This is a genomic window from Streptomyces sp. NPDC031340, assembly GCF_055569945.1.
Genome location: NZ_JBVIIE010000013.1, coordinates 143066 through 164181, shown reverse-complemented (window position 1 = coordinate 164181; position 21116 = coordinate 143066). Strand labels below are relative to the sequence as shown.

Here is a 21116-nt window from a genome sequence, read left to right as displayed (position 1 = left end):
ACCGGCACAGCCCTCACAGGAGACACTCCTAGTGCAGCACCCCGCCGTTCCGGAACTGGCCCACACCCAAACCCGGCCGATCCACTGGCTCGCCACCGCCACAGCCGTGGCCGGTGTGATGGCCGTGTCCTCGCTCCTGCAGCCCGGTTCGGCGACGGCGGCCCAGCCGGCCGGCCACGACACCAGGGCCGTCCACGCGGCCACCCCGCCCGGCACCACCGGCGTCGACTTCCCGATCACCTGCGGCCCGGTGAAGGCCGTGGTGCAGAAGAAGGCCTCCGGGGACCTCGACGGCGACGGCAGGCCGGAGACCGTGGCCGTGGTGCACTGCGACGCCCCCATGGGCACACCGCCCGACGGCGTGTACGTCCTCACCCGCGCCGCCCACAGCGACAAGGCGCGCGTGGTCGCCACCCTCGTCGACCCCAAGGACGGCGACACCGTCGGCGACCTCGCCGTGCGCGACGGGGCCGTCATGGCCACGCTCCTCGGCTACTCGTCCGACGACGTGCCCCGCTGCTGCCCCGACAAGACCGACAAGGCGCAGTGGGCCTGGCAGGACGGCGCCTTCGTGCGCTCGGCACCCGCCGGCACCCGGAGCGTGTGACCTGCGCCACCGGCGCCTGTGAGAAATCAGACAACCGTCACAGCAGGTGACCCCTTCCTCACTCGGCGTCCGGCCCGTACACCTCCACCTTGTCCAAAACGCGCCGTACATGGATGCACTCGCCCGGACACTCCTTCGCGGAGTCCACCACGTCCGCCAGGAGCGGCAGGGGTACCAGGGTCGTGGCCCCCTTGTCCTGAAGCAGCTCGTCGTCGCCGCCCTTGACGTAGGCCAGACCGTCGATGTCCAGCTCGAACACCTCCGGCGCGTACTGGGCACAGATGCCGTCACCGGTACACAGGTCCTGGTCGATCCAGACCTCCAGCGCCGCACCGTCGGCACCGGCCACCTGCTGCACGGCCTCCTGCTGCACGCTCATGTCTCCTGCCGTTTAGCTGACGAGCCGACGGGAATCAGGCCAGCTCTGAAGGGTGTTGAACACTTCGACCCTACCTTCGCCCGCTTTCCAATCATGTTCGGTGGGTATTCCCCTGGCGTGAGGGAGAGCGCAAGGGTGAAGATCGGACACACCCCGACCGTCTTTGTGATCTAGGGGTTTCAATCGACACCCACCCAGGTAGGGTCTGGAAGCGTCCAGCTCCCCTTGGAGGAGGTGAGGACCGTGGCAGCCCACGACGACGACATGAACCGCGGCATCCGCCCGGGACGAGGGTCCGAGGACCCCGACGGGCAGATTGCCTACCTTGAGCAGGAGATCGCCGTCCTGCGACGCAAGCTCGCCGACTCTCCGCGACACACGAGGATTCTCGAAGAGCGGATCGTCGAGCTGCAGACCAACCTGGCCGGCGTGTCCGCGCAGAACGAGCGGCTCGCCAACACACTCCGTGAGGCCCGCGACCAGATCGTGGCCCTCAAGGAAGAAGTCGACCGGCTCGCGCAGCCACCGGCCGGCTTCGGTGTCTTCCTGCAGGCCAACGAGGACGGCACCGCCGACATCTTCACCGGCGGCCGCAAGCTCCGGGTGAACGTCAGCCCCGGCGTCGAGCTCGACGAGCTCCGGCGCGGCCAGGAAGTGATGCTCAACGAAGCGCTCAACGTGGTCGACGCCATGGAGTTCGAGCGCGTCGGCGACATCGTCACCCTCAAGGAGATCCTCGAGGACGGCGAGCGCGCCCTGGTGCTCGGGCACACCGACGAGGAACGGGTGGTACGGCTCGCCGAGCCGCTGCTCGACGTCACCATCCGCGCCGGCGACGCCCTGCTGCTCGAACCCCGTTCCGGATACGTCTACGAGGTCGTCCCCAAGAGCGAGGTAGAAGAACTCGTCCTCGAGGAAGTCCCCGACATCGGCTACGAGCAGATCGGCGGCCTGGGCAACCAGATCGAGGCCATCCGCGACGCGGTCGAGCTCCCGTACCTCTACCCCGACCTGTTCAAGGAGCACGAACTGCGGCCGCCCAAGGGCGTCCTGCTGTACGGGCCCCCCGGATGCGGCAAGACGCTCATCGCCAAGGCCGTCGCCAACTCGCTGGCCAAGAAGGTCGCCGAGGTCACCGGCCAGGCCGCCGGCAAGAGCTTCTTCCTCAACATCAAGGGCCCCGAGCTGCTGAACAAGTACGTCGGCGAGACCGAGCGGCAGATCCGCCTCGTCTTCCAGCGTGCGAGGGAGAAGGCCAGCGAGGGCACCCCCGTCATCGTCTTCTTCGACGAGATGGAATCCCTCTTCCGCACCCGCGGCTCCGGCGTCAGCTCGGACGTCGAGAACACCATCGTCCCGCAGCTGCTCGCCGAGATCGACGGCGTCGAGGGCCTGCAGAACGTGGTCGTCATCGGCGCCTCCAACCGCGAGGACATGATCGACCCGGCCATCCTGCGCCCCGGCCGGCTCGACGTGAAGATCAAGATCGAGCGTCCGGACGCCGAGGCGGCGAAGGACATCTTCGGGAAGTACCTCACCGAGCGCCTTCCGCTCCACGCGGACGACCTCGGCGAACACGGCAGCGACAAGGCGGCCACGGTCGAGAGCATGATCCAGACCGCCGTCGAACACATGTATGCCGAGTCCGAGGAGAACCGCTTCCTGGAAGTCACCTACGCCAACGGCGACAAGGAAGTCCTCTACTTCAAGGACTTCAACTCCGGCGCCATGATCGAGAACATCGTCGGCCGCGCCAAGAAAATGGCGATCAAGGACTTCCTCGACCACAACCAGAAGGGCCTCAGGGTCTCCCACCTCCTCCAGGCATGCGTGGACGAGTTCAAGGAGAACGAGGACCTGCCCAACACCACCAACCCGGACGACTGGGCCCGCATCTCCGGCAAGAAGGGCGAACGGATCGTCTACATCCGCACTCTCATCACCGGAAAGCAGGGCGCGGACACCGGACGCTCCATCGACACGGTGGCGAATACCGGTCAGTACCTCTAAAAGTCAGGGCGGCTGCGGGTGCCCTCAGCGGGTACCCGCAGCCGACCGCTTTCCGGGCCACCGCCGGAGCAAGGCCAATGACGCAAATGATCTCCCCACCAGCGCAAAGCCGTTCTAGGCTCTTCGGTACCGGTACCGCCGAGTCGCGCAGTGCGGGGACGGGCACCGCACACGCACCGGAGCGCCAGCGGTATCTGAGCGCCGCCCCCGACCGAGGGCGCCGCCGGGCAAGGAGGGCCGCATGACCGTACGGCGAGTAATGGGCATCGAGACCGAGTACGGAATCTCCGTCCCCGGCCACCCCAACGCCAATGCCATGCTCACCTCGTCCCAGATCGTCAACGCCTACGCGGCGGCGATGCACCGGGCCCGCCGGGCCCGATGGGACTTCGAGGAGGAGAATCCGCTGCGGGACGCGCGAGGCTTCGACCTCGCCCGCGAGGTCGCCGACGCCAGCCAGCTCACCGACGAGGACATCGGCCTCGCCAACGTGATCCTCACCAACGGCGCGCGACTGTACGTCGACCACGCACACCCCGAATACAGCGCACCCGAGGTCACCAACCCGCGCGACGCGGTCCTCTGGGACAAGGCCGGCGAACGGATCATGGCAGAGGCCGCCGAACGCGCGGCCCAGCTCCCCGGCGCCCAGCCCATCCACCTCTACAAGAACAACACCGACAACAAGGGCGCCTCCTACGGCACGCACGAGAACTACCTGATGAAGCGGGAGACCGCCTTCTCGGACATCGTGCGCCACCTCACCCCGTTCTTCGTCTCCCGCCAGGTGGTGACCGGCGCCGGCCGCGTCGGCATCGGCCAGGACGGACACGAGCACGGCTTCCAGCTCAGCCAGCGCGCCGACTACTTCGAGGTCGAGGTCGGCCTCGAGACGACGCTCAAGCGCCCGATCATCAACACCCGCGACGAACCGCACGCGGACGCCGAGAAATACCGCCGCCTGCACGTCATCATCGGCGACGCGAACCTCTCGGAGATCTCGACCTACCTCAAAGTGGGCACCACCGCCCTGGTCCTGTCCATGATCGAGGACGGCTTCATCGCCGTCGACCTGGCCGTCGACCAGCCCGTCCGCACCCTCCACCAGGTCTCCCACGACCCCACGCTCAAGCGACTCGTCACCCTCCGCAGCGGCCGCACGCTCACCGCGGTCCAGCTGCAGATGGAGTACTACGAACTGGCCCGCAAGTACGTCGAGGAGCGCTACGGCGCCGACGCGGACGAGCAGACCAAGGACGTCCTGGCCCGCTGGGAGGACACCCTCAACCGCCTGGAGCACGACCCGATGAGCCTCGCCGGCGAACTGGACTGGGTCGCCAAGCGGGAACTCATGGAGGGCTACCGGCGCCGCGACGACCTCGACTGGGACGCCGCCCGGCTCCACCTGGTCGACCTCCAGTACGCCGACGTACGGGCCGAGAAGGGCCTCTACAACCGCCTCGCCGCCCGCGGCCGGATGAAGCGCCTCCTGACCGAGGACGAGGTCGACAGGGCCCGCACCAAGCCGCCGGAGGACACCCGCGCCTACTTCCGCGGACGCTGCCTGGAGCAGTACGCCGAAGACGTCGCGGCGGCCTCCTGGGACTCGGTGATCTTCGACCTCCCGGGCCGGGACTCGCTCCAGCGCGTCCCAACCCTCGAACCGCTTCGCGGAACGCGAAATCACGTCAAGGCGCTCCTGGACCGCTGCCGCACGGCGGAAGACCTGGTCAGGGTGCTGTCCGGCGGCTGAGCGGGTACCCGGGGCGGGCCCTGCCCGGCAGGGAGGCAGGGTGGAAAACCCGGCGCGAGGGAATCATGAAGGTGGTCCCCGGACGTTGAGAGAACTGCGGGGCCGATGTCGGACCCTGCTTGTAGGGTCTGATCAAGAACGTCGAACCGAGCGGGGTGAGGGTTATGGCGACCAAGGACACCGGCGGCGGACAGCAGAAGGCGACGCGTTCCACCGAGGAGGTCGAGGAGCAGGCGCAGGACGCGCAGGCGACGGACGACCTCAAGGAGCGCCACGAGAAACTGAGCGACGACGTGGACTCCGTCCTGGACGAAATCGATGATGTGCTCGAAGAGAACGCCGAGGATTTCGTTCGTTCCTTCGTGCAAAAAGGCGGAGAGTGAAGGTGAATTGGCCACCCTTCCTTTGAAATGAAAGTGGCGGGGGAGAGGGTGACCGAGGAGCCGAGCGCGAAGCGATGCAGGAAATGTGAGCGGGAGCTGCCTCCTGCGGCGTTTGCGCGAGACAGGAATCGGCGGGATGGACTCCAAGTGCACTGCCGGGAGTGCGTGGCGGAATACAGCGCCGCGCACTACCGGCGCCGCCGGGAGGCCATGGGCAGGACCGTGCGGGAGAAGGTGGACGTCCCGGCCGGGCACAAGCTCTGCCGGACGTGTGGTGAGGCCAAGCCTCACACCGAATGGCATCGCAACGCGACTGCTTCCGACGGGCTGGCCACTCGCTGCAAAGCGTGCCGGTCCCGGCTCGGGCGGCAGGACCATCTCAAGCGTCAGTACGGCATCACCGAAGCCGAGCGCGACGAGTTGATCGCCTCGCAAGGGGGCGTCTGCTGTATATGTCTGGCGGCTGTGCCCGAGCATGTGGATCACTGCCACGAGACGGGTAGGGTCCGTGGCGTACTGTGCTTCAGCTGCAATGCCGCACTGGGGCAGTTCAAGGATCGGCCCGATGCCATAAGGCGGGCTGCTGCTTACGTGGAAGGAATCGCGTGGAAGCCAACACTCGTGGCACCGGGCGTCTACCGGCTGCCTTCCTGACGCCGGGATCCTCGTCGTTCATGGACTTCCTCTCCGAGCACCAGCCGGAGCTGCTGCCCGGCAGGCGGCAGCTGCCGCCGATCCAGGGTGTGATCGAGGCGCCGCACGGCACGACCATCGTGGCCGTGACCTTCCCGGGGGGTGTGGTGCTCGCCGGTGACCGCCGGGCCACCATGGGCAATGTGATCGCCCAGCGCGACATCGAGAAGGTCTTCCCGGCCGACGAGTACTCGGCGGTCGGCATCGCCGGCACCGCCGGTCTGGCCGTGGAGATGGTGAAGCTTTTCCAGCTGGAGCTGGAGCACTTCGAGAAGGTCGAGGGGGCCCAGCTCTCCCTGGAGGGCAAGGCCAACCGCCTGTCGACCATGATCCGCTCCAATCTCGGCATGGCGATGCAGGGTCTGGCCGTGGTGCCGCTCTTCGCCGGTTACGACGTGGACCGGGAGAAGGGCCGCATCTTCTCCTACGACGTCACGGGCGGCCGCTCCGAGGAGCACGGCTACGCGGCCACGGGTTCCGGTTCGATCTTCGCGCGCGGAGCGATGAAGAAGCTCTTCCGCGAGGACCTGACCGAGGAGCAGGCCACCACGCTGGTGGTCCAGGCCCTGTACGACGCGGCTGACGACGACTCGGCGACCGGTGGTCCCGATGTCGCCCGCCGGATCTACCCGATCGTCATGGTGATCACCGAGGACGGTTTCCGCCGCCTCACCGAGGACGAGTCCTCCGCCGTCGCCCGCTCGATCCTGGAGCGGCGGCTGGAGCAGCCCGACGGCCCGCGGGCCGCGCTGCTGTAGCCGGTGGCCGGGCTTCTTATCAAGGTGATCCTGTGACTTCGACAGAAAGGGACGGATAACCGGTGTCGACGCCGTTCTATGTCTCACCCCAGCAGGCGATGGCCGACCGGGCGGAGTACGCCCGCAAGGGCATCGCCCGTGGCCGCAGCCTGGTCGTGCTGCAGTACGCCGACGGCATCGTCTTCGTCGGCGAGAACCCGTCCCGCGCGCTGCACAAGTTCAGCGAGATCTACGACCGGATCGGCTTCGCGGCCGCCGGCAAGTACAACGAGTACGAGAACCTGCGCATCGGTGGTGTGCGCTACGCCGACCTGCGCGGTTACACCTACGACCGTGACGACGTGACCGCGCGCGGTCTCGCCAACGTCTATGCCCAGACGCTGGGCACGATCTTCTCCTCGGCGGGCGAGAAGCCGTACGAGGTGGAGTTGGTGGTGGCCGAGGTCGGCGAGACGCCGGACGGTGACCAGATCTACCGGCTGCCGCACGACGGTTCGATCGTGGACGAGCACGGTTCGGTCGCGGTCGGTGGCAATGCCGAGCAGATCAGCAGTTACCTCGACCAGCGGCACCAGGACGGCATGAGCCTCGCCGAGGCGCTGAAGCTCGCCGTGCAGGCGCTGTCCCGTGACACGAACGGCACGCAGCGGGAGATTCCCGCGGAGCGGCTGGAGGTCGCGGTGCTGGACCGGACGCGTCCGCAGGCGCGCAAGTTCAAGCGCATCGTGGGGCGTCAGCTCTCCCGGCTGCTGGAGAACGGCGGCGCGGCCACCGAGGCGGGGAGCTCGGAGGGCTCGGAGGGTTCCGAGGTCGAGGGTTCCGAGGAGGAGTAGGCCCGCCCCGCCCTGTTCCTCGTGTGCCCCGGCCGGTTCTGCGGCCGGGGCACAGGGCGTTCAGGAGGCGCTCGGCGGTGCCGTGGAGCCGCGGACGACGAGTTGGACGGGGATGTCTCCTGCTTCCGGTGTGCGGCCCTCCAGTACGGCCAGGAGCGCTCGCATGCCGTGTTCGCCGAACAGTTCGGCGTCCAGGCGGACGGTTGTCAGTTCGGGGTCGAGGGCGGTGGCCAGGGCGAGGTCGTCGAGGCCGGTGACGGAGACGTCGTCGGGGACGCGCAGGCCGAGCCGTCGCAGAGCCTTGTAGGCGCCGGCCGCCATTTTGTCGTCGTCGCAGACGATCGCCGTGGGGCGGGGGCCGGGCCGGGAGAGGGCGGTTGCGGTGGCGGTCAGGGCGGCGTCGATGGAGATCGGCGCGCGGGTGGTGTGCAGGGTGGTGCCGGGGACGGCGCCGACGCGGGTGGCGAGTTCGCGGGCGCGGACCTGGAAGGTCCAAGAGGGTACGTCGGCGGCCAGGTGCAGGAAGCGGCGGTGGCCGAGGCCGAGGAGGTGTTCGGCGACCTGGCGTACGCCGTCGGCGATGTCGAGGTTGACGGTGGCCGCGCCGAGGCTGCCGGCGGGGTCGCTGTCGAGCATCACGAGGGGCAGTTGGTCGCCGCGGATGGCGGTGAGGGCGTCGGCGGCCATGGAGGAGGCGATGACGCCGTCCACGGCGGCCTGGGCGGAGGCGAAGGGGTCGGGGATGGGGGTGGCCCGCGGGGGCTTTCCCCCGGGGGTGGGGCGGGCGGGGCCGGTGCCTTCGGGGGAGGGGTAGAGGACGACGCCGAAGCCGTGGTCGGCGGCGACGCGGGCGGCGCCGGTGTAGACGCCGGCGAAGAACTCGGTGGTCAGGACGGGGACGACGAGGAGGACCGTGCGGGTGCGGCCGAGGCGCAGGTTGCGGGCGGCGAGGTTGGGGCGGTAGCCGAGGTCGCGTGCGGCCTGGCGTACCCGCTCGGCGGTGGGTTCGGAGACGCGGCCGCGCCATTTGTCGCCCAGGACGAGGGAGACGGCGGCCTGGGAGACTCCAGCCCGCTGTGCGACGTCACGGCTGGTCGGGCGGGTGCTGCTGGGTGCCACCGTGGGTCCGCTCCTCATTGGTCCGGTTGTTGGTCCGGTTGTCCGTCCGGGGTGTTCCGGCCTGCTCGCGCCGGCCGGCTCGTGGTCGTCGTCTGGACGGGTGAACAGCGGACATGGTACGTATGGGCCTCGACGTTATACGTAACACTTGGAGGCTGGGCATGGCCGCGGGATACCTGGAGATCCTCAGGGCGAAGCACGCGGCCCGCCTGCTGACGGGCACGCTGGTGGGCCGACTGCCCAACGCGACCGCCGCGATCGCCCTGGTGCTGTTCGTGCGCGCCGAGGGCGGTACGTACAGCCTGGCGGGCGTCCTGGCGGCGGTGTACGGGGTCGCCAACGCCGTCGGACAGCCGGTGCTGGGCCGGCTGGTGGACCTGTACGGCCAGCCGCGGGTCCAGTTGCCCGCGGCCGTGGTGTCGGCCCTGGCGATGGCCGCGTTCGCCTTCTCCGGCACCGACCCGCTGCCGTTCGCCTGCGCGGCGGTCGCGGCGGCGGGTCTGTTCACCCCGCCGCTGGAGGGCGGTCTGCGGGCCCTGTGGCCGTCCGTGCTGCGGCGTGAGGAGCAGGTGCACACGGCGTACGCGATGGACGCCGTCGCGCAGGAGGTCATGTTCACCGTCGGCCCGCTGCTGGTGACCCTGTGCGTGTCGCTGTGGTCGGAGCGGGCCGCCCTGCTGGTGCTGAACGCGGTGGGCGTGCTGGGTGCCCTGTCCGTGGCCTGTTCGCCGCCGTCGCGTGCCTGGCGTTCGGCGCCGCGTGAGGCCCACTGGCTGGGCGCTCTGCGCTCGCCCGGTCTGCTGGCGCTGCTGGGCGCGTTCCTGTTCGTCGGCATCGCGCTGGGCTCCATCACGGTGGCCTGCGTGCCGTACGCGGACGGTCACGGCGGTGACGCGGTGTACGGCTGGCTGATGGCGGCCCTGGGGCTCGGCGCGCTGCTGGGCGGCACGATGTACGGCGCGTGGCGGTGGACGGGGGAGCCGGCGCGCCGGCTGCAGGGGATCGTGGCTCTGCTGGCGGTGTGCTATCTGCCGTTGATGCTGATGCCGGGCGCGGTCGCCATGGTGCTGCTCACCGTCCTGGCGGGGGTGTTCCTGGCGCCCGCGATCGCCTGCGCGTTCGTTCTGGTGGACCGGCACGCGCCGGGCGGGACGCTCACCGAGGCGTTCTCCTGGCTGGTGACGACGATCACCGTGGGGGCGTCGGTCGGGACGGGGGTCGCGGGCCCGGTCGTCGAGGCGGGCGGGGCCCTGTGGGGTTTCGCCGTTCCGGGTGCCGCCGGGGGAGTGTCGCTGTTCGTTCTGCTGGTCACGAGGCGGCTGCTGACGGGGCCGGTGGGGCGGGCTGTTGTCGCGGCTTCAGCTGAAAATGATCCAAACCGTGCTGTCGAACCCCGTTTCAGCTCAGGGGATCGGGCGTAATGTTCAGTCATGGACCGCCGCATTTTCGGGCTGGAGAACGAGTACGGCGTCACGTGCACGTTCAGGGGACAGCGCCGCCTGTCGCCTGACGAGGTGGCGCGGTACCTCTTCCGCCGTGTCGTGTCATGGGGCCGCAGCAGCAATGTCTTTCTGCGAAACGGCGCCCGCCTTTATCTCGACGTGGGCTCACATCCGGAATACGCGACACCCGAATGTGACAACGTGACCGAACTGGTCACCCACGACAAGGCCGGCGAACGCATTCTCGAGGGACTCCTGGTGGACGCCGAACGACGCCTGCACGAGGAAGGAATCGCGGGCGACGTCTACCTCTTCAAGAACAACACCGATTCGGCGGGCAACTCCTACGGCTGCCACGAGAACTATCTCGTCGCCCGGCACGGGGAGTTCTCCCGGCTCGCGGACATCCTCATTCCGTTCCTGGTGACCCGCCAGCTCCTGTGCGGTGCCGGCAAGGTGCTGCAGACCCCGCGCGGTGCGGTGTACTGCGTGAGCCAGCGGGCGGAGCACATCTGGGAGGGCGTCTCGTCGGCCACGACGCGTTCGAGGCCGATCATCAACACGCGGGACGAGCCGCACGCGGACGCCGAGCGCTACCGCCGTCTGCACGTCATCGTGGGCGACTCGAACATGTCCGAGACGACCATGCTGCTGAAGGTCGGGGCCACCGACCTGGTGCTGCGCATGATCGAGGCGGGCACGGTGATGCGTGACCTGACCCTGGAGAACCCCATCCGGGCGATCCGCGAGGTCAGCCATGACATCACGGGCCGGCGCAAGGTGCGCCTGGCCAGCGGCCGTGAGGCGTCCGCGCTGGAGGTGCAGCGCGAGTACTACGAGAAGGCCGTGGACTTCTGCGAGCGGCGCGGCATCCGTACCGGCACCGTGGAGCAGGTGCTGGAGTTGTGGGGCCGCACGCTGGACGCCATCGAGTCGGAGGACCTGGACCGTATCGGCACCGAGATCGACTGGGTCATCAAGTACAAGCTCATCGAGCGGTACCGGGCCAAGCACAACATGACCATGTCGCATCCGCGGGTCGCGCAGATAGACCTCGCCTACCACGACATCCACCGCCGTCGTGGCCTGTACTACCTGCTGGAGAAGAAGGGTCAGGCGGCGCGGATCTGCAATGACCTGAAGATCTTCGAGGGCAAGTCCGTTCCGCCGCAGACCACCAGGGCCCGGTTGCGCGGCGACTTCATCCGCAGGGCGCAGGAACAGCGCCGGGACTTCACCGTCGACTGGGTTCACCTCAAGCTCAACGACCAGGCGCAGCGCACGGTGCTGTGCAAGGACCCGTTCCGTTCGGTGGACGACCGGGTGGAGAAACTGATCGCCGGAATGTGAGCAGCGCGTCGCGGACGAAGGTCGCGACGCCACACGGGCGCCGTACGTTTTCCGTGCGGCGCCCTTGTCACGCCGTAGAGTTGCGCGCACGCCATCAACAAGATCGACCGATACGAGGCCTTCATCGTGCGCCGACGCTCCCTACTGATCGCCGTACCCGCAGGACTGGTCACGCTCGCCGGGTGCGGCGACGACTCGTCCGACTCGAGCAAGGCAAGCGCTTCGCCTTCTGCCTCGGCCACCTCCGCCGCGCCGCCGCCGAAGATCGTCGAGGGGCCGCTGCCGGCGATCACGGCGGGCACGAAGTTCGGCACCAAGCCGACCGTGGCCAAGGGCAGTGGTGACCCGTCGAAGAACCTGGCGGTCCGCACGGTCATCACCGGCGGCGGCCAGACGGTGGCGGAGAACGACTTCATCCAGGCCGACTACCTCGGTCAGATCTGGAGCACGGCGAAGGTCTTCGACAACTCCTACGACCGGGGCACTCCGCTGCTGTTGCAGCTGGCCCAGGGCAGCATCATCGACGGCTGGCGCTACGGCCTGGCCGGCCGGAAGGTGGGCAGCCGGGTCCTCATGACCGTGCCTCCGACCTGGGGCTACGGCACGCAGGGCAACGCGCAGGCGGGCATCAAGGGCACCGACACGCTGGTTTTCGTCGTCGACCTGCTCAACACGTTCAACGCCAAGAGCTCGGCCAAGGGGAAGCCCGTCGCGCAGAACGACGCGGCTCTGCCGAAGGTCGGCACCAACACCGACGGCAAGGCTCCCGCCATCGACATTCCCAAGACCGCGGCGCCGAAGAAGCTGGTGTCCGCCTACGTCCTGGAGGGTGACGGCGAGGCGGTCAAGGAGAGCGAGGCCATCCTGTGCCAGTTCCGGGGGATGGTCTGGGAGAGCGGCAAGGAGTTCGAGTCGACGTACACGCAGGGGCGGCTCAGCCAGTTCTCGGTCCAGCAGATGCAGCAGGTCGTCAAGGGTCTCGCGCAGGGTGTGACGGGCAAGAAGGTGGGCAGCCGGGTTCTCGTGGTGGTACCTCCCTCCCTGGGGTACGGGGACAAGCCGCCGGCCGGCGGAGTCATCAAGAAGGGCTCCACGCTGGTCTTCTCCGTCGACATCCTGGCGAAGATGTGACCCTCCGGGGATGTAAGACTGTGCGTGTTGCCTTTCCGCAGACCAGCAGGAGCTAAGACGTGAGCATCGAGAAGCCCGAGATCGACTTCCCGGGCGGCGAGCCCCCGGCGGACCTCGAGATCAAGGACATCTGGGAGGGCGACGGCGCGGTCGCGCAGGCGGGCCAGACCGTCACCGTCCACTACGTGGGCGTGGCGTTCAGCACCGGTGAGGAGTTCGACGCGAGCTGGAACCGTAATGCCCCGTTCCGCTTCCCGCTGGGTGGCGGCCGTGTCATCAAGGGCTGGGACCTGGGCGTGCAGGGCATGAAGGTCGGCGGCCGCCGCCAGCTGACCATCCCGGCCCACCTCGCCTACGGCAACCAGAGCCCGACCCCGGCGATCAAGCCCGGTGAGACGCTGATCTTCGTGGTGGACCTGCTCGCCGTCTGACCGGCGCCGGACCGGACACCACCGGCCGAGGGTCCCTGCCCGTGCGGGCGGGGACCCTCGGCTTTTGCCACGCCACTTCGGGGCGGTACGGTCGTCGTCGTCAAGCACCATAGGGAGGCGAAGCGCGTCGATGGCCATTGCCAAGGCCGAGCGGCTGATGAACCTGGCGCTGTGTCTGCTCGGGACGCGGCGGCCGCTCAGCAAGCGCGAGCTGCGTGAGTCCATCGAGGCCTACCTGGAAGCCGGTTCGGACGACGCCTTCAGCCGGATGTTCGAGCGGGACAAGGACGACCTGCGCGAACTCGGACTGGTCATCGAGACGGTGGAGAACCTCGACGGCGAGACCGGCTACCTCGCGCGCCGCGACAGCAACCGTCTGCCCCCCATCACCCTCGACGCCGAGGAGGCCGCGGCCCTGGGGCTCGCCGCCAAGGTGTGGCAGCAGGCCCGGCTCGCCGGCGCGGCCAGCGGCGCGCTGCAGAAGCTGCGCGCGGCGGGACTGCCCGAGGAGGTGGACCCGTACGAGGCGCACGGTGCCCTGGAGCCGCGCATCCCGGTGCACGAGGCCGCGTTCGAGCCGCTGATGCTGGCCTGCCGTGACCGTCGCCCGGTCCTCTTCGACTACCGCAAGGCCACCGCCGCCCGCCCCGAGCAGCGGCAGGTGGAGCCGTGGGCGCTGGAGTGCTGGCGCGGCCACTGGTACCTGGCGGGCTGGGACCGCGACCGGGGCGCCGAGCGGGTCTTCCGGCTGTCCCGGATCACCGGGAAGGTGCGCAGCCGCAGCGGCCGGTTCACCGCGCCGGTGCCGGATGTCGTCACCGTCCGGGAGACCGTCGCGAGCTGGGCTGGGGAGTCCGCGGACCGCAGCGCGCTGATCCGGCTGCGCTCGGGCGCGGGGTACCCCCTTCGGGCGAAAGCCACGTCGGTGCGGGAACTCGGTGACGGGTGGGACGAGTTGGAGATTCCGTACGGGCACGGGCTGGATGCCTGGCTGGTGGAGTTCGGTCCGGACGTGGTGGTTGTGGAGCCCGCCGAGCTGCGGGCGGACGTGGTGGACCGGCTGCGTGCCGTGGCCAAGGGCTGAGGGGGAGCGGACGAGGACAGTGGCAGGCAAACCGGTCAGGCCCGTCAACGCCATCGACCAGACCAGGCGGATGCTCTCCCTGGTGACGTATCTCAAGGAGCGTCCGGGGGCCCGCATCGAGGACGTCGCGCGCGCCTTCGGGATCACCGAGGACGAGCTGGTCTCGGACCTGGACGTGCTGCCCATGTGCGGCACCAGCTTCCGCGGCGGCGATCTGCTCGACATCGACACCGACGGTGAGCGCATCTGGTGGCACAATCCGGCCGCCCTCGCGGCGGAGGCGGCCGAGCCGCTGCGGCTGGCCGCCGACGAGGCCACCGCCCTGCTGGTGGCCGCGCGGGCCGTGGCCACTCTGCCGGGCCTGCGGGAGAGCGACCGGCAGGCGCTGCTGCGGGCGACGGCGAAGGTGGAGACCGCGGCCGGTGAGGCGGCCGGCGCCAGCTCCCGGCTGTCGGTGACCTTCGAGTCGGAGGGCGGCGTCTTCGCGGACGTCGACCGGGCGATCTCGGAGCGCCGCCGCCTGTGGATCCGCTACTACTCGCCCGCCCGCGACGAGGTCACCGAGCGCGAGATCGACCCCATCCGCCTGGTCAGCGTGGGGCACACGTACGTGGAGGCCTGGTGCCGGCGTTCCGAGGCGCGCCGCACCTTCCGGCTCGACCGGGTCGCCGAGATCACGATCCTGGACGAGCCGTCCGCGCCGCCGGAGGTGGAGCTGCGGGACCTGTCGGAGGGGCTGGTGCAGCCGGCCGCCGAGGATCCGGAGGTCGTCGTCGAGGTCGGTCCGGCCGGCCGGTGGGTCGCCGAGTACTACCCGCACGACAGCGCGGATGAGCTTCCGGACGGCGGGCTGCGTATCACCCTGCGGACCCCTGATCCCGCGTCGCTGCGGCGTCTGGCGCTGCGGCTCGGGCGGGACGGCCGGATCGTGTCGCCCCGCGACCTCGCCGACAGTGCCCGGCGGGCGGCCCGCGAGGCGCTGGCGGCGTACGACGGGGCCGAGGAGCGGGTTCCGGCCGGCCGGGCGGCTTCCTGGCCGGGCGGCGCCGGGGACCTGGCGGGTCGCGTGGTTCACGACGGTCGGTACGACAGGCAGGAGCAGGGGCTGTGAGCGAGACGACGACGTCCGAGGTGCGCGCCGTGTCGGTGGCGTCCGCGTTCGCCGGGATGCGCAGCGTGTCCCCGGTGGTGTTCAGAGCCTGCTGCCCGGACTGCCGGGGCCGCTTCGAACTCACCGCGGCCGCCCTGCGCCTGGCCATCGGCGCCAGCAGCCGCACCACCTTCTACTCCTTCACCTGCCCGGACTGCGGCGCCGCGGTCCGCAAGCCGGCCGGGGAGCGCATCGTCGAGCTGCTGACCGGCGGCGGCGTGAAGACCCTGCGCCTCCACTCCGCCCTGTAGACCCTGTAGACGCTGGGGATCGACGTCATGTTCTGGCCGATGTTCGCGGTAGCGGTGGGTTTCCTGGGTCTCGCCGTGCTGGGTGTGCTAGCCGTGCGGGTGTTCGTGGAGGCACAGCGGCTGGGGCGGCAGGTGGCGGACGCCGCACACCGCATCAACCGGGCCGCCGAGGATCTGGAGCGGGCGTCGCTGAGTGCGGCGCGGGCTGTGGACTCGCTGTGAGCTCCGAGGTGAGAACTCCGTAAGTCCGGCGCATCCAGGTGTTTTGGGCGACTTCGGCCTGTCGTCGTGGCGGCCCCGGCGGGTACGCTGCTGATCGCGGCCCGGAGAACGAGGCCCGGACCGCGGACGGGAGTACGCACGGGCATTGCCTCACGTTCACCCCCGAGCGTTACGATCGCTGACAGCACGGCTGGTCGGACACGTGTCCGACCGGTCGGACAGCACCCCACCCCCAGCCGCCTCGGTGAGAAGGTAAAGACTTATGTTCGGAAGGCTCGGCGCCCCCGAGATCATTCTCATCCTCGTCGTCATCATCCTGCTGTTCGGCGCGAAGAAGCTTCCCGACATGGCGCGCTCGCTCGGCAAGTCCGCCCGCATCCTCAAGAGCGAGGCGAAGGCGATGAAGGAGGAGGGCAACAGCACGGCCGCTCCGGCCGGCCCGCCGAACCCCGGTGAGCAGCCCCCCGCGCAGCGCACCATCCAGGCCGCCCCCGGCGACGTGACCAGCGCCCGCCCGGTCACCGAGCCGACGGACTCCACCAAGGCCTGATGATGCAGGGCCGGACACCCCCGGCCCGCCGCACGAGATGAGGACGTGGGTTGCTCAAGTCTGCCCGCAAGAAGGAGAAGGACCCCGAGGGGCGGATGCCCCTCGCGGATCACCTGCGTGAGCTCCGCAACCGGCTCGCGAAGGCCATGCTGGCCATCGTCGTCGTCACCGCCGTGGCCGCCTTCTTCTACAACGACATAGTCAACGTCATCACCAAGCCGGTGCTGGACTCGGTCGGCTGCGGCAAGACCTTCGAGCAGCTGGCCAACTCCTCCGAGAAGTCCCAGCAGTGCGCGCAGATCACCATCAACGGTCTGCTGACGCCGTTCACGCTGGCGCTGAAGGTGTCCCTGATGGCCGGCGTGGTGCTGGCCTCCCCGGTGTGGCTGTACCAGCTGTGGGCGTTCGTCGCCCCCGGTCTGCACCGGCACGAGCGCAAGTACGCCTACGCGTTCGTCGGCACGGGCGTGCCGCTCTTCCTCGGCGGCGCGTACTTCGCCTACAAGGTGCTGCCGACCACGGCGAAGGTCCTGATCGGCTTCACGCCCAACGGCGTCAACAACCTGCTGCCGCTCGACGACCTGCTCGACCTCGTCACGCGCATGGTGCTCGTGTTCGGCCTCTCCTTCGAGCTGCCGCTGCTGCTGATCATGCTCAACCTCACCGGGGCGCTGACCGGCAAGCGCATGCTCGGCTGGTGGCGCGGCATGATCATGGGCATCACCGTGTTCGCCGCGATCGCGACGCCGAGCACGGACCCGCTGACCATGCTGGCCCTGGCCGGGCCGATCTGGGTGCTGTACTTCGGCGCGGTCGTCTTCTCGCTGATGAACGACGGACGCAAGCGCCGGCGCGAGGCCGAGGGCCCCGCCGACGACGAGGCGTCGGAGCTGGACCTCACGCCTGAGGACATCGGCGAGATCGAGCCCGTCTCCGCCGGCCGCACCCTGCCCGAGCAGGCGAGCACCGAGCGCGTGAACGGTTATGACGACGTGACCTGACGAACCCCGGGCACCTCGTAGGGTCAGTCCGTGACCAGCGAGATCACCCTCTTCGTGAACCCCACCGCGGGCCGCGGCCGGGGCGCCCGCGCGGCGCAGCCGGCCGCTTCCGCGTTGCGGGCGGCCGGCTTCTCGGTGCGTACCGTCGTCGGGGAGAGCGCCGCGGACGCCCTCACCCGCGCGCGTGCCGCCGTCGCCGGCGGCACCGGCGCGCTCGTCGCCGTCGGCGGCGACGGCATGGCGAACCTGGCCCTCCAGGCCGTCGCCGGCACCCGCACCCCGCTCGGCCTCGTCGCCGTCGGCACCGGCAACGACCTGGCCCGCGCCCTCGGCCTGCCGGTGCGGGACCCGGCCGCCGCGGGCCGCCTCGTCGCCGACGCCCTCAAGAGCTCCGGGCTGCGCGACATCGACCTCGGGCAGGTGGACGGCCACTGGTTCGGCACCGTCCTCGCCTCCGGCTTCGACTCCCGCGTCAACGACCGCGGAAACCGCATGCGATGGCCGGCCGGCCGCCTCAAGTACGACCTCGCCATGCTCGCCGAGCTGGCCGCCTTCCGCCCCTTCCGGTACCGGATCACCCTGGACGACGGCGCGGTCCGGGAGGTCGAGGCGACGCTGGTGGCGGTCGGCAACGGATCGTCGTACGGCGGCGGCATGAGGATCTGCCCCGGCGCCGACCTCACCGACGGGCTGTTCGACGTCACCGTGGTCGGGGACTGCGGCCGGGCGACCCTGCTGAAGGTGTTCCCGACGGTGTACCGGGGCACCCACGTCGACCACCCCAAGGTCACCGTGCACCGCGCGGCGAAGATCGAACTGGCCGCGGAGGGGATCACCGGGTACGCGGACGGGGAACCCCTCGGACCGCTGCCGCTGACCGCCCGCTGCGTGCCCGGCGCGGTGCGGGTCGCAGCGCCGTGAGCTGCGCGGATCACAGGTTTGCCGGCCCTCGATCCGGATAATGATCGTCCTGTTGTCAGTGTGGCCCGGTACGCTCGAAAGCACGATGACAGAGGACCTCTCCCCGGCCGAGCGGTACGCGGCTGCACGCAGGCGCGCTGCCGAACAGGCCACCGCGCTCGCCTCCTTCCGCGAGATGTACGACTTCGGCCTCGACCCCTTCCAGATCGAGGCCTGCCAGGCACTCGAGGCGGGCAAGGGCGTGCTGGTGGCCGCGCCCACCGGCTCCGGCAAGACGATCGTGGGCGAGTTCGCCGTCCACCTCGCCCTGGGGCAGGGCAAGAAGTGCTTCTACACGACACCCATCAAGGCACTGTCGAACCAGAAGTACGCCGACCTGTGCCGCCGCTACGGCGCGGACAAGGTCGGCCTGCTCACCGGCGACAACAGCGTCAACTCCGACGCCCCGGTGGTCGTGATGACCACCGAGGTGCTCAGGAACATGCTGTACGCCGGGTCCCAGACCCTCCTCGGCCTGGGCTACGTGGTCATGGACGAGGTGCACTACCTCTCCGACCGCTTCCGCGGCGCGGTGTGGGAAGAGGTGATCATCCACCTCCCCGAGTCGGTGACGCTGGTGTCGCTGTCGGCGACCGTGTCGAACGCCGAGGAGTTCGGCGACTGGCTCGACACCGTCCGCGGCGACACCGAGGTGATCGTCTCCGAGCACCGGCCCGTGCCGCTGTTCCAGCACGTGCTCGCCGGACGCCGGATGTACGACCTGTTCGAGGAGGGCGAGGGCCACAAGAAGGCCGTCAACCCCGACCTGACCCGGCTGGCCCGCATGGAGGCGACCCGGCCGTCGTACCAGGACCGTCGGCGCGGCCGGGCGATGCGGGAGGCCGACCGGGAGCGGGAGCGCCGGCAGCGCTCGCGGGTGTGGACGCCGGGCCGGCCGGAAGTCATCGAGCGGCTCGACGCCGAGGGCCTGCTGCCCGCGATCACCTTCATCTTCAGCCGCGCCGCCTGCGAGGCCGCCGTGCAGCAGTGCCTGTACGCGGGCCTCAGGCTGAACGACGAGGAGGCACGCGAACAGGTCCGCGCCCTGGTCGAGGAGCGCACCGCGTCGATCCCGCCGGAGGACCTGCACGTCCTCGGCTACTACGAGTGGCTGGAGGGCCTGGAGCGCGGCATCGCGGCCCACCACGCGGGCATGCTGCCGACGTTCAAGGAGGTCGTCGAGGAACTGTTCGTCCGCGGGCTGGTGAAGGCCGTGTTCGCGACGGAGACCCTGGCGCTCGGCATCAACATGCCCGCCCGCTCGGTGGTGCTGGAGAAGCTCGTCAAGTGGAACGGCGAGCAGCACGCGGACATCACCCCGGGCGAGTACACCCAGCTGACCGGCCGGGCGGGCCGCCGCGGCATCGACGTCGAGGGCCATGCCGTGGTGCTGTGGCAGCGCGGGATGAGCCCGGAGCACCTCGCCGGGCTCGCCGGCACGCGCACCTATCCGCTGCGCTCCAGCTTCAAGCCGTCGTACAACATGGCGGTCAACCTGGTCGAGCAGTTCGGCCGGCACCGCTCGCGCGAACTGCTGGAGACGTCGTTCGCGCAGTTCCAGGCCGACAAGTCGGTCGTCGGGATCTCCCGGCAGGTGCAGCGCAACGAGGAGGGCCTGGAAGGTTACAAGGCCTCCATGACCTGCCACCTCGGCGACTTCGAGGAGTACGCGCGGCTGCGGCGCGAGCTGAAGGACCGCGAGACCGAACTCGTCCGGCAGGGCGCGGCGGAGCGCCGCGCGGAGGCCGCCGTCGCGCTGGAGAAGCTCAAGCCGGGCGACGTCATCCACGTGCCGACGGGCAAGTACGCGGGGCTCGCGCTGGTGCTGGACCCGGGGCTGCCCGCCGGCCGGTCCAACGGCCACCGCGGCTTCGACCACCACGACGGCCCGCGCCCGCTGGTGCTGACCGCCGAACGGCAGGTCAAGCGGCTGGCGTCGATCGACTTCCCGGTGCCGGTCGAGGCGCTGGAGCGGATGCGCATCCCGAAGTCCTTCAACCCGCGTTCGCCGCAGTCCCGCCGCGACCTCGCCTCCGCGCTGCGCACCAAGGCCGGGCACATCCCGCCGGAGCGGGCGCGCAAGAAGCGGTCCCAGGCCGCCGACGACCGTGAGATCGCCCGGCTGCGCACGGCGATCCGGGCGCATCCCTGCCACGGCTGCAACGACCGTGAGGACCACGCGCGCTGGGCCGAGCGGTACCACCGGCTGCTGCGGGACACCTCGCAGCTGGAACGCCGCATACAGGGCCGCACGAACACGATCGCGCGGACCTTCGACCGGATCGTGGCGCTGCTGACCGAGCTGGACTACCTGCGCGCCGACGAGGTCACCGAGCACGGCAAGCGGCTCGCCCGGCTCTACGGCGAGCTGGACCTGCTGGCGAGCGAGTGCCTGCGCGAGGGCGTCTGGGAGGGGCTCGCACCAGCCGAACTGGCCGCGTGCGTCTCGGCGCTGGTGTACGAGTCCCGGACCAGCGACGACGCCATGGCGCCCAAGATGCCCTCGGGCAAGGCGAAGGCCGCGCTCGGGGAGATGGTCCGGATCTGGGGCCGGCTGGACGCCCTGGAGGAGGAGTTCCGGATCACGCAGACCGAGGGCGTGGGACAGCGTGAGCCGGATCTCGGATTCGCCTGGGCCGCCTACACGTGGGCCTCCGGCAAGGGCCTGGACGAGGTGCTGCGCGAGGCGGAGATGCCGGCGGGCGACTTCGTGCGGTGGTGCAAGCAGGTCATCGACGTGCTGGGGCAGATCTCCGCGGCGGCGCCCGCGAGGGAGGGCTCGACCGTGGCGAAGGCCGCGCGCAAGGCCGTCGACCAGTTGCTGCGGGGTGTGGTGGCTTACTCGTCGGTGGGGTAGCCGCCGACGGGCGGGAGCGGGGGCGGGGGCGGCCGTGGGAGCCGGCCGGGCGGATGTCGGGGAGGGGGGGGGGGGGGGGGGGGGGGGGGGGGGGGGCTCGCCGACCCCCCCCCCCCGCGCGTGTATCGCGTGTTCCCTTTCCCTTCCCCCCC

At 70.0% G+C, this 21116-nt stretch carries 21 protein-coding genes; 19 read left to right on the top strand and 2 right to left on the bottom strand.

Annotation, left to right across the window (positions count from 1 at the left end; all coding sequences use genetic code 11):
* Positions 1 to 31: 31 nt before the first annotated feature.
* Positions 32 to 607, top strand: a complete 576-nt coding sequence (locus ACZ5GT_RS12805; protein WP_469020239.1) for a hypothetical protein — start codon at positions 32 to 34, stop codon at positions 605 to 607.
* A 58-nt stretch (positions 608 to 665) separates the two neighbouring features.
* On the opposite strand, the gene ACZ5GT_RS12800 is transcribed toward ACZ5GT_RS12805, so the two are convergent.
* On the bottom strand, positions 666 to 986 hold the full coding sequence (locus tag ACZ5GT_RS12800) for a ferredoxin (RefSeq protein WP_469020234.1): 321 nt from the start codon (positions 984 to 986) through the stop codon (positions 666 to 668).
* Positions 987 to 1229: 243 nt separating this feature from the next.
* Here ACZ5GT_RS12800 and arc point away from each other — a divergent pair, with 243 nt between their 5' ends.
* From arc to prcA, 6 genes are all read left to right on the top strand, one after another.
* Positions 1230 to 2996 (top strand): proteasome ATPase, encoded by a 1767-nt coding sequence (arc, locus tag ACZ5GT_RS12795; protein ID WP_469020231.1) that lies wholly within the window; start codon positions 1230 to 1232, stop codon positions 2994 to 2996.
* A 241-nt stretch (positions 2997 to 3237) separates the two neighbouring features.
* Positions 3238 to 4749, top strand: coding sequence for a depupylase/deamidase Dop (gene dop / locus ACZ5GT_RS12790; RefSeq protein WP_469020228.1), 1512 nt, complete (start codon positions 3238 to 3240; stop codon positions 4747 to 4749).
* Between the two features lie 164 nt (positions 4750 to 4913).
* Positions 4914 to 5132, top strand: coding sequence for a ubiquitin-like protein Pup (locus tag ACZ5GT_RS12785; RefSeq protein ID WP_121888496.1), 219 nt, complete (start codon positions 4914 to 4916; stop codon positions 5130 to 5132).
* A 27-nt stretch (positions 5133 to 5159) separates the two neighbouring features.
* Complete coding sequence (locus ACZ5GT_RS12780) at positions 5160 to 5786, top strand: endonuclease VII domain-containing protein (RefSeq protein WP_469020226.1); 627 nt, start codon at positions 5160 to 5162, stop codon at positions 5784 to 5786.
* Entirely contained in the window at positions 5738 to 6583 is an 846-nt protein-coding gene (prcB, locus tag ACZ5GT_RS12775) for a proteasome subunit beta (protein ID WP_398270582.1), read from the top strand. The genes ACZ5GT_RS12780 and prcB overlap by 49 nt, the downstream gene beginning before the upstream one ends.
* Before the next feature lie 62 nt (positions 6584 to 6645).
* Positions 6646 to 7416: a proteasome subunit alpha gene (prcA, locus tag ACZ5GT_RS12770; RefSeq protein WP_469020222.1), complete on the top strand. Its 771-nt coding sequence runs from the start codon at positions 6646 to 6648 to the stop codon at positions 7414 to 7416.
* A 60-nt stretch (positions 7417 to 7476) separates the two neighbouring features.
* On the opposite strand, the gene ACZ5GT_RS12765 is transcribed toward prcA, so the two are convergent.
* Complete coding sequence (locus ACZ5GT_RS12765; protein WP_469020220.1) at positions 7477 to 8535, bottom strand: LacI family DNA-binding transcriptional regulator; 1059 nt, start codon at positions 8533 to 8535, stop codon at positions 7477 to 7479.
* A gap of 161 nt (positions 8536 to 8696) precedes the next feature.
* On the opposite strand from ACZ5GT_RS12765, the gene ACZ5GT_RS12760 reads away from it, so the two are divergent.
* The 12 genes from ACZ5GT_RS12760 to ACZ5GT_RS12705 all read left to right on the top strand — a co-directional run bounded on the left by ACZ5GT_RS12760 (position 8697) and on the right by ACZ5GT_RS12705 (position 20964).
* A complete protein-coding gene (locus tag ACZ5GT_RS12760) occupies positions 8697 to 9956 on the top strand; it encodes an MFS transporter (protein WP_469020217.1) in 1260 nt (419 codons plus the stop codon).
* Positions 9957 to 9965: 9 nt separating this feature from the next.
* On the top strand, positions 9966 to 11327 hold the full coding sequence (gene pafA / locus ACZ5GT_RS12755; RefSeq protein WP_469020214.1) for a Pup--protein ligase: 1362 nt from the start codon (positions 9966 to 9968) through the stop codon (positions 11325 to 11327).
* A 126-nt stretch (positions 11328 to 11453) separates the two neighbouring features.
* Complete coding sequence (locus tag ACZ5GT_RS12750; protein WP_469020211.1) at positions 11454 to 12458, top strand: FKBP-type peptidyl-prolyl cis-trans isomerase; 1005 nt, start codon at positions 11454 to 11456, stop codon at positions 12456 to 12458.
* 59 nt (positions 12459 to 12517) lie between these two features.
* A complete protein-coding gene (locus tag ACZ5GT_RS12745) occupies positions 12518 to 12889 on the top strand; it encodes an FKBP-type peptidyl-prolyl cis-trans isomerase (protein WP_469020208.1) in 372 nt (123 codons plus the stop codon).
* Positions 12890 to 13019: 130 nt separating this feature from the next.
* Complete coding sequence (locus tag ACZ5GT_RS12740; RefSeq protein ID WP_469020205.1) at positions 13020 to 13973, top strand: helix-turn-helix transcriptional regulator; 954 nt, start codon at positions 13020 to 13022, stop codon at positions 13971 to 13973.
* Between the two features lie 19 nt (positions 13974 to 13992).
* A complete protein-coding gene (locus ACZ5GT_RS12735) occupies positions 13993 to 15084 on the top strand; it encodes a helix-turn-helix transcriptional regulator (protein ID WP_469020203.1) in 1092 nt (363 codons plus the stop codon).
* On the top strand, positions 15081 to 15374 hold the full coding sequence (locus ACZ5GT_RS12730; protein WP_469020200.1) for a hypothetical protein: 294 nt from the start codon (positions 15081 to 15083) through the stop codon (positions 15372 to 15374). The genes ACZ5GT_RS12735 and ACZ5GT_RS12730 overlap by 4 nt, the downstream gene beginning before the upstream one ends.
* Positions 15375 to 15401: 27 nt before the next feature.
* On the top strand, positions 15402 to 15596 hold the full coding sequence (locus tag ACZ5GT_RS12725; protein WP_469020198.1) for a hypothetical protein: 195 nt from the start codon (positions 15402 to 15404) through the stop codon (positions 15594 to 15596).
* 262 nt (positions 15597 to 15858) lie between these two features.
* On the top strand, positions 15859 to 16146 hold the full coding sequence (gene tatA, locus ACZ5GT_RS12720; protein WP_469020195.1) for a Sec-independent protein translocase subunit TatA: 288 nt from the start codon (positions 15859 to 15861) through the stop codon (positions 16144 to 16146).
* A gap of 50 nt (positions 16147 to 16196) precedes the next feature.
* Positions 16197 to 17147, top strand: coding sequence for a twin-arginine translocase subunit TatC (gene tatC / locus ACZ5GT_RS12715; RefSeq protein WP_469020192.1), 951 nt, complete (start codon positions 16197 to 16199; stop codon positions 17145 to 17147).
* 30 nt (positions 17148 to 17177) lie between these two features.
* Positions 17178 to 18068 carry a diacylglycerol kinase gene (locus tag ACZ5GT_RS12710; RefSeq protein WP_469020188.1) on the top strand — a complete coding sequence of 297 codons (891 nt, stop codon included), beginning with the start codon at positions 17178 to 17180 and terminating at the stop codon, positions 18066 to 18068.
* 40 nt (positions 18069 to 18108) lie between these two features.
* Entirely contained in the window at positions 18109 to 20964 is a 2856-nt protein-coding gene (locus ACZ5GT_RS12705) for a DEAD/DEAH box helicase (RefSeq protein WP_469020182.1), read from the top strand.
* The last annotated feature ends 152 nt before the right edge of the window (positions 20965 to 21116 follow it).

Excerpts from the sequence above, each read along its gene's own strand:
- ACZ5GT_RS12800 (WP_469020234.1), bottom strand. The coding sequence starts at position 986 with ATGAGCGTGCAGCAGGAGGCCGTGCAGCAGGTGGCCGGTGCCGACGGT.
- dop (WP_469020228.1), top strand. The coding sequence starts at position 3,238 with ATGACCGTACGGCGAGTAATGGGCATCGAGACCGAGTACGGAATCTCC.
- ACZ5GT_RS12785 (WP_121888496.1), top strand. The coding sequence starts at position 4,914 with ATGGCGACCAAGGACACCGGCGGCGGACAGCAGAAGGCGACGCGTTCC.
- ACZ5GT_RS12780 (WP_469020226.1), top strand. The coding sequence starts at position 5,160 with ATGAAAGTGGCGGGGGAGAGGGTGACCGAGGAGCCGAGCGCGAAGCGA.
- ACZ5GT_RS12760 (WP_469020217.1), top strand. The coding sequence starts at position 8,697 with ATGGCCGCGGGATACCTGGAGATCCTCAGGGCGAAGCACGCGGCCCGC.
- pafA (WP_469020214.1), top strand. The coding sequence starts at position 9,966 with ATGGACCGCCGCATTTTCGGGCTGGAGAACGAGTACGGCGTCACGTGC.
- ACZ5GT_RS12740 (WP_469020205.1), top strand. The coding sequence starts at position 13,020 with ATGGCCATTGCCAAGGCCGAGCGGCTGATGAACCTGGCGCTGTGTCTG.
- ACZ5GT_RS12725 (WP_469020198.1), top strand. The coding sequence starts at position 15,402 with ATGTTCTGGCCGATGTTCGCGGTAGCGGTGGGTTTCCTGGGTCTCGCC.
- tatA (WP_469020195.1), top strand. The coding sequence starts at position 15,859 with ATGTTCGGAAGGCTCGGCGCCCCCGAGATCATTCTCATCCTCGTCGTC.
- ACZ5GT_RS12705 (WP_469020182.1), top strand. The coding sequence starts at position 18,109 with ATGATCGTCCTGTTGTCAGTGTGGCCCGGTACGCTCGAAAGCACGATG.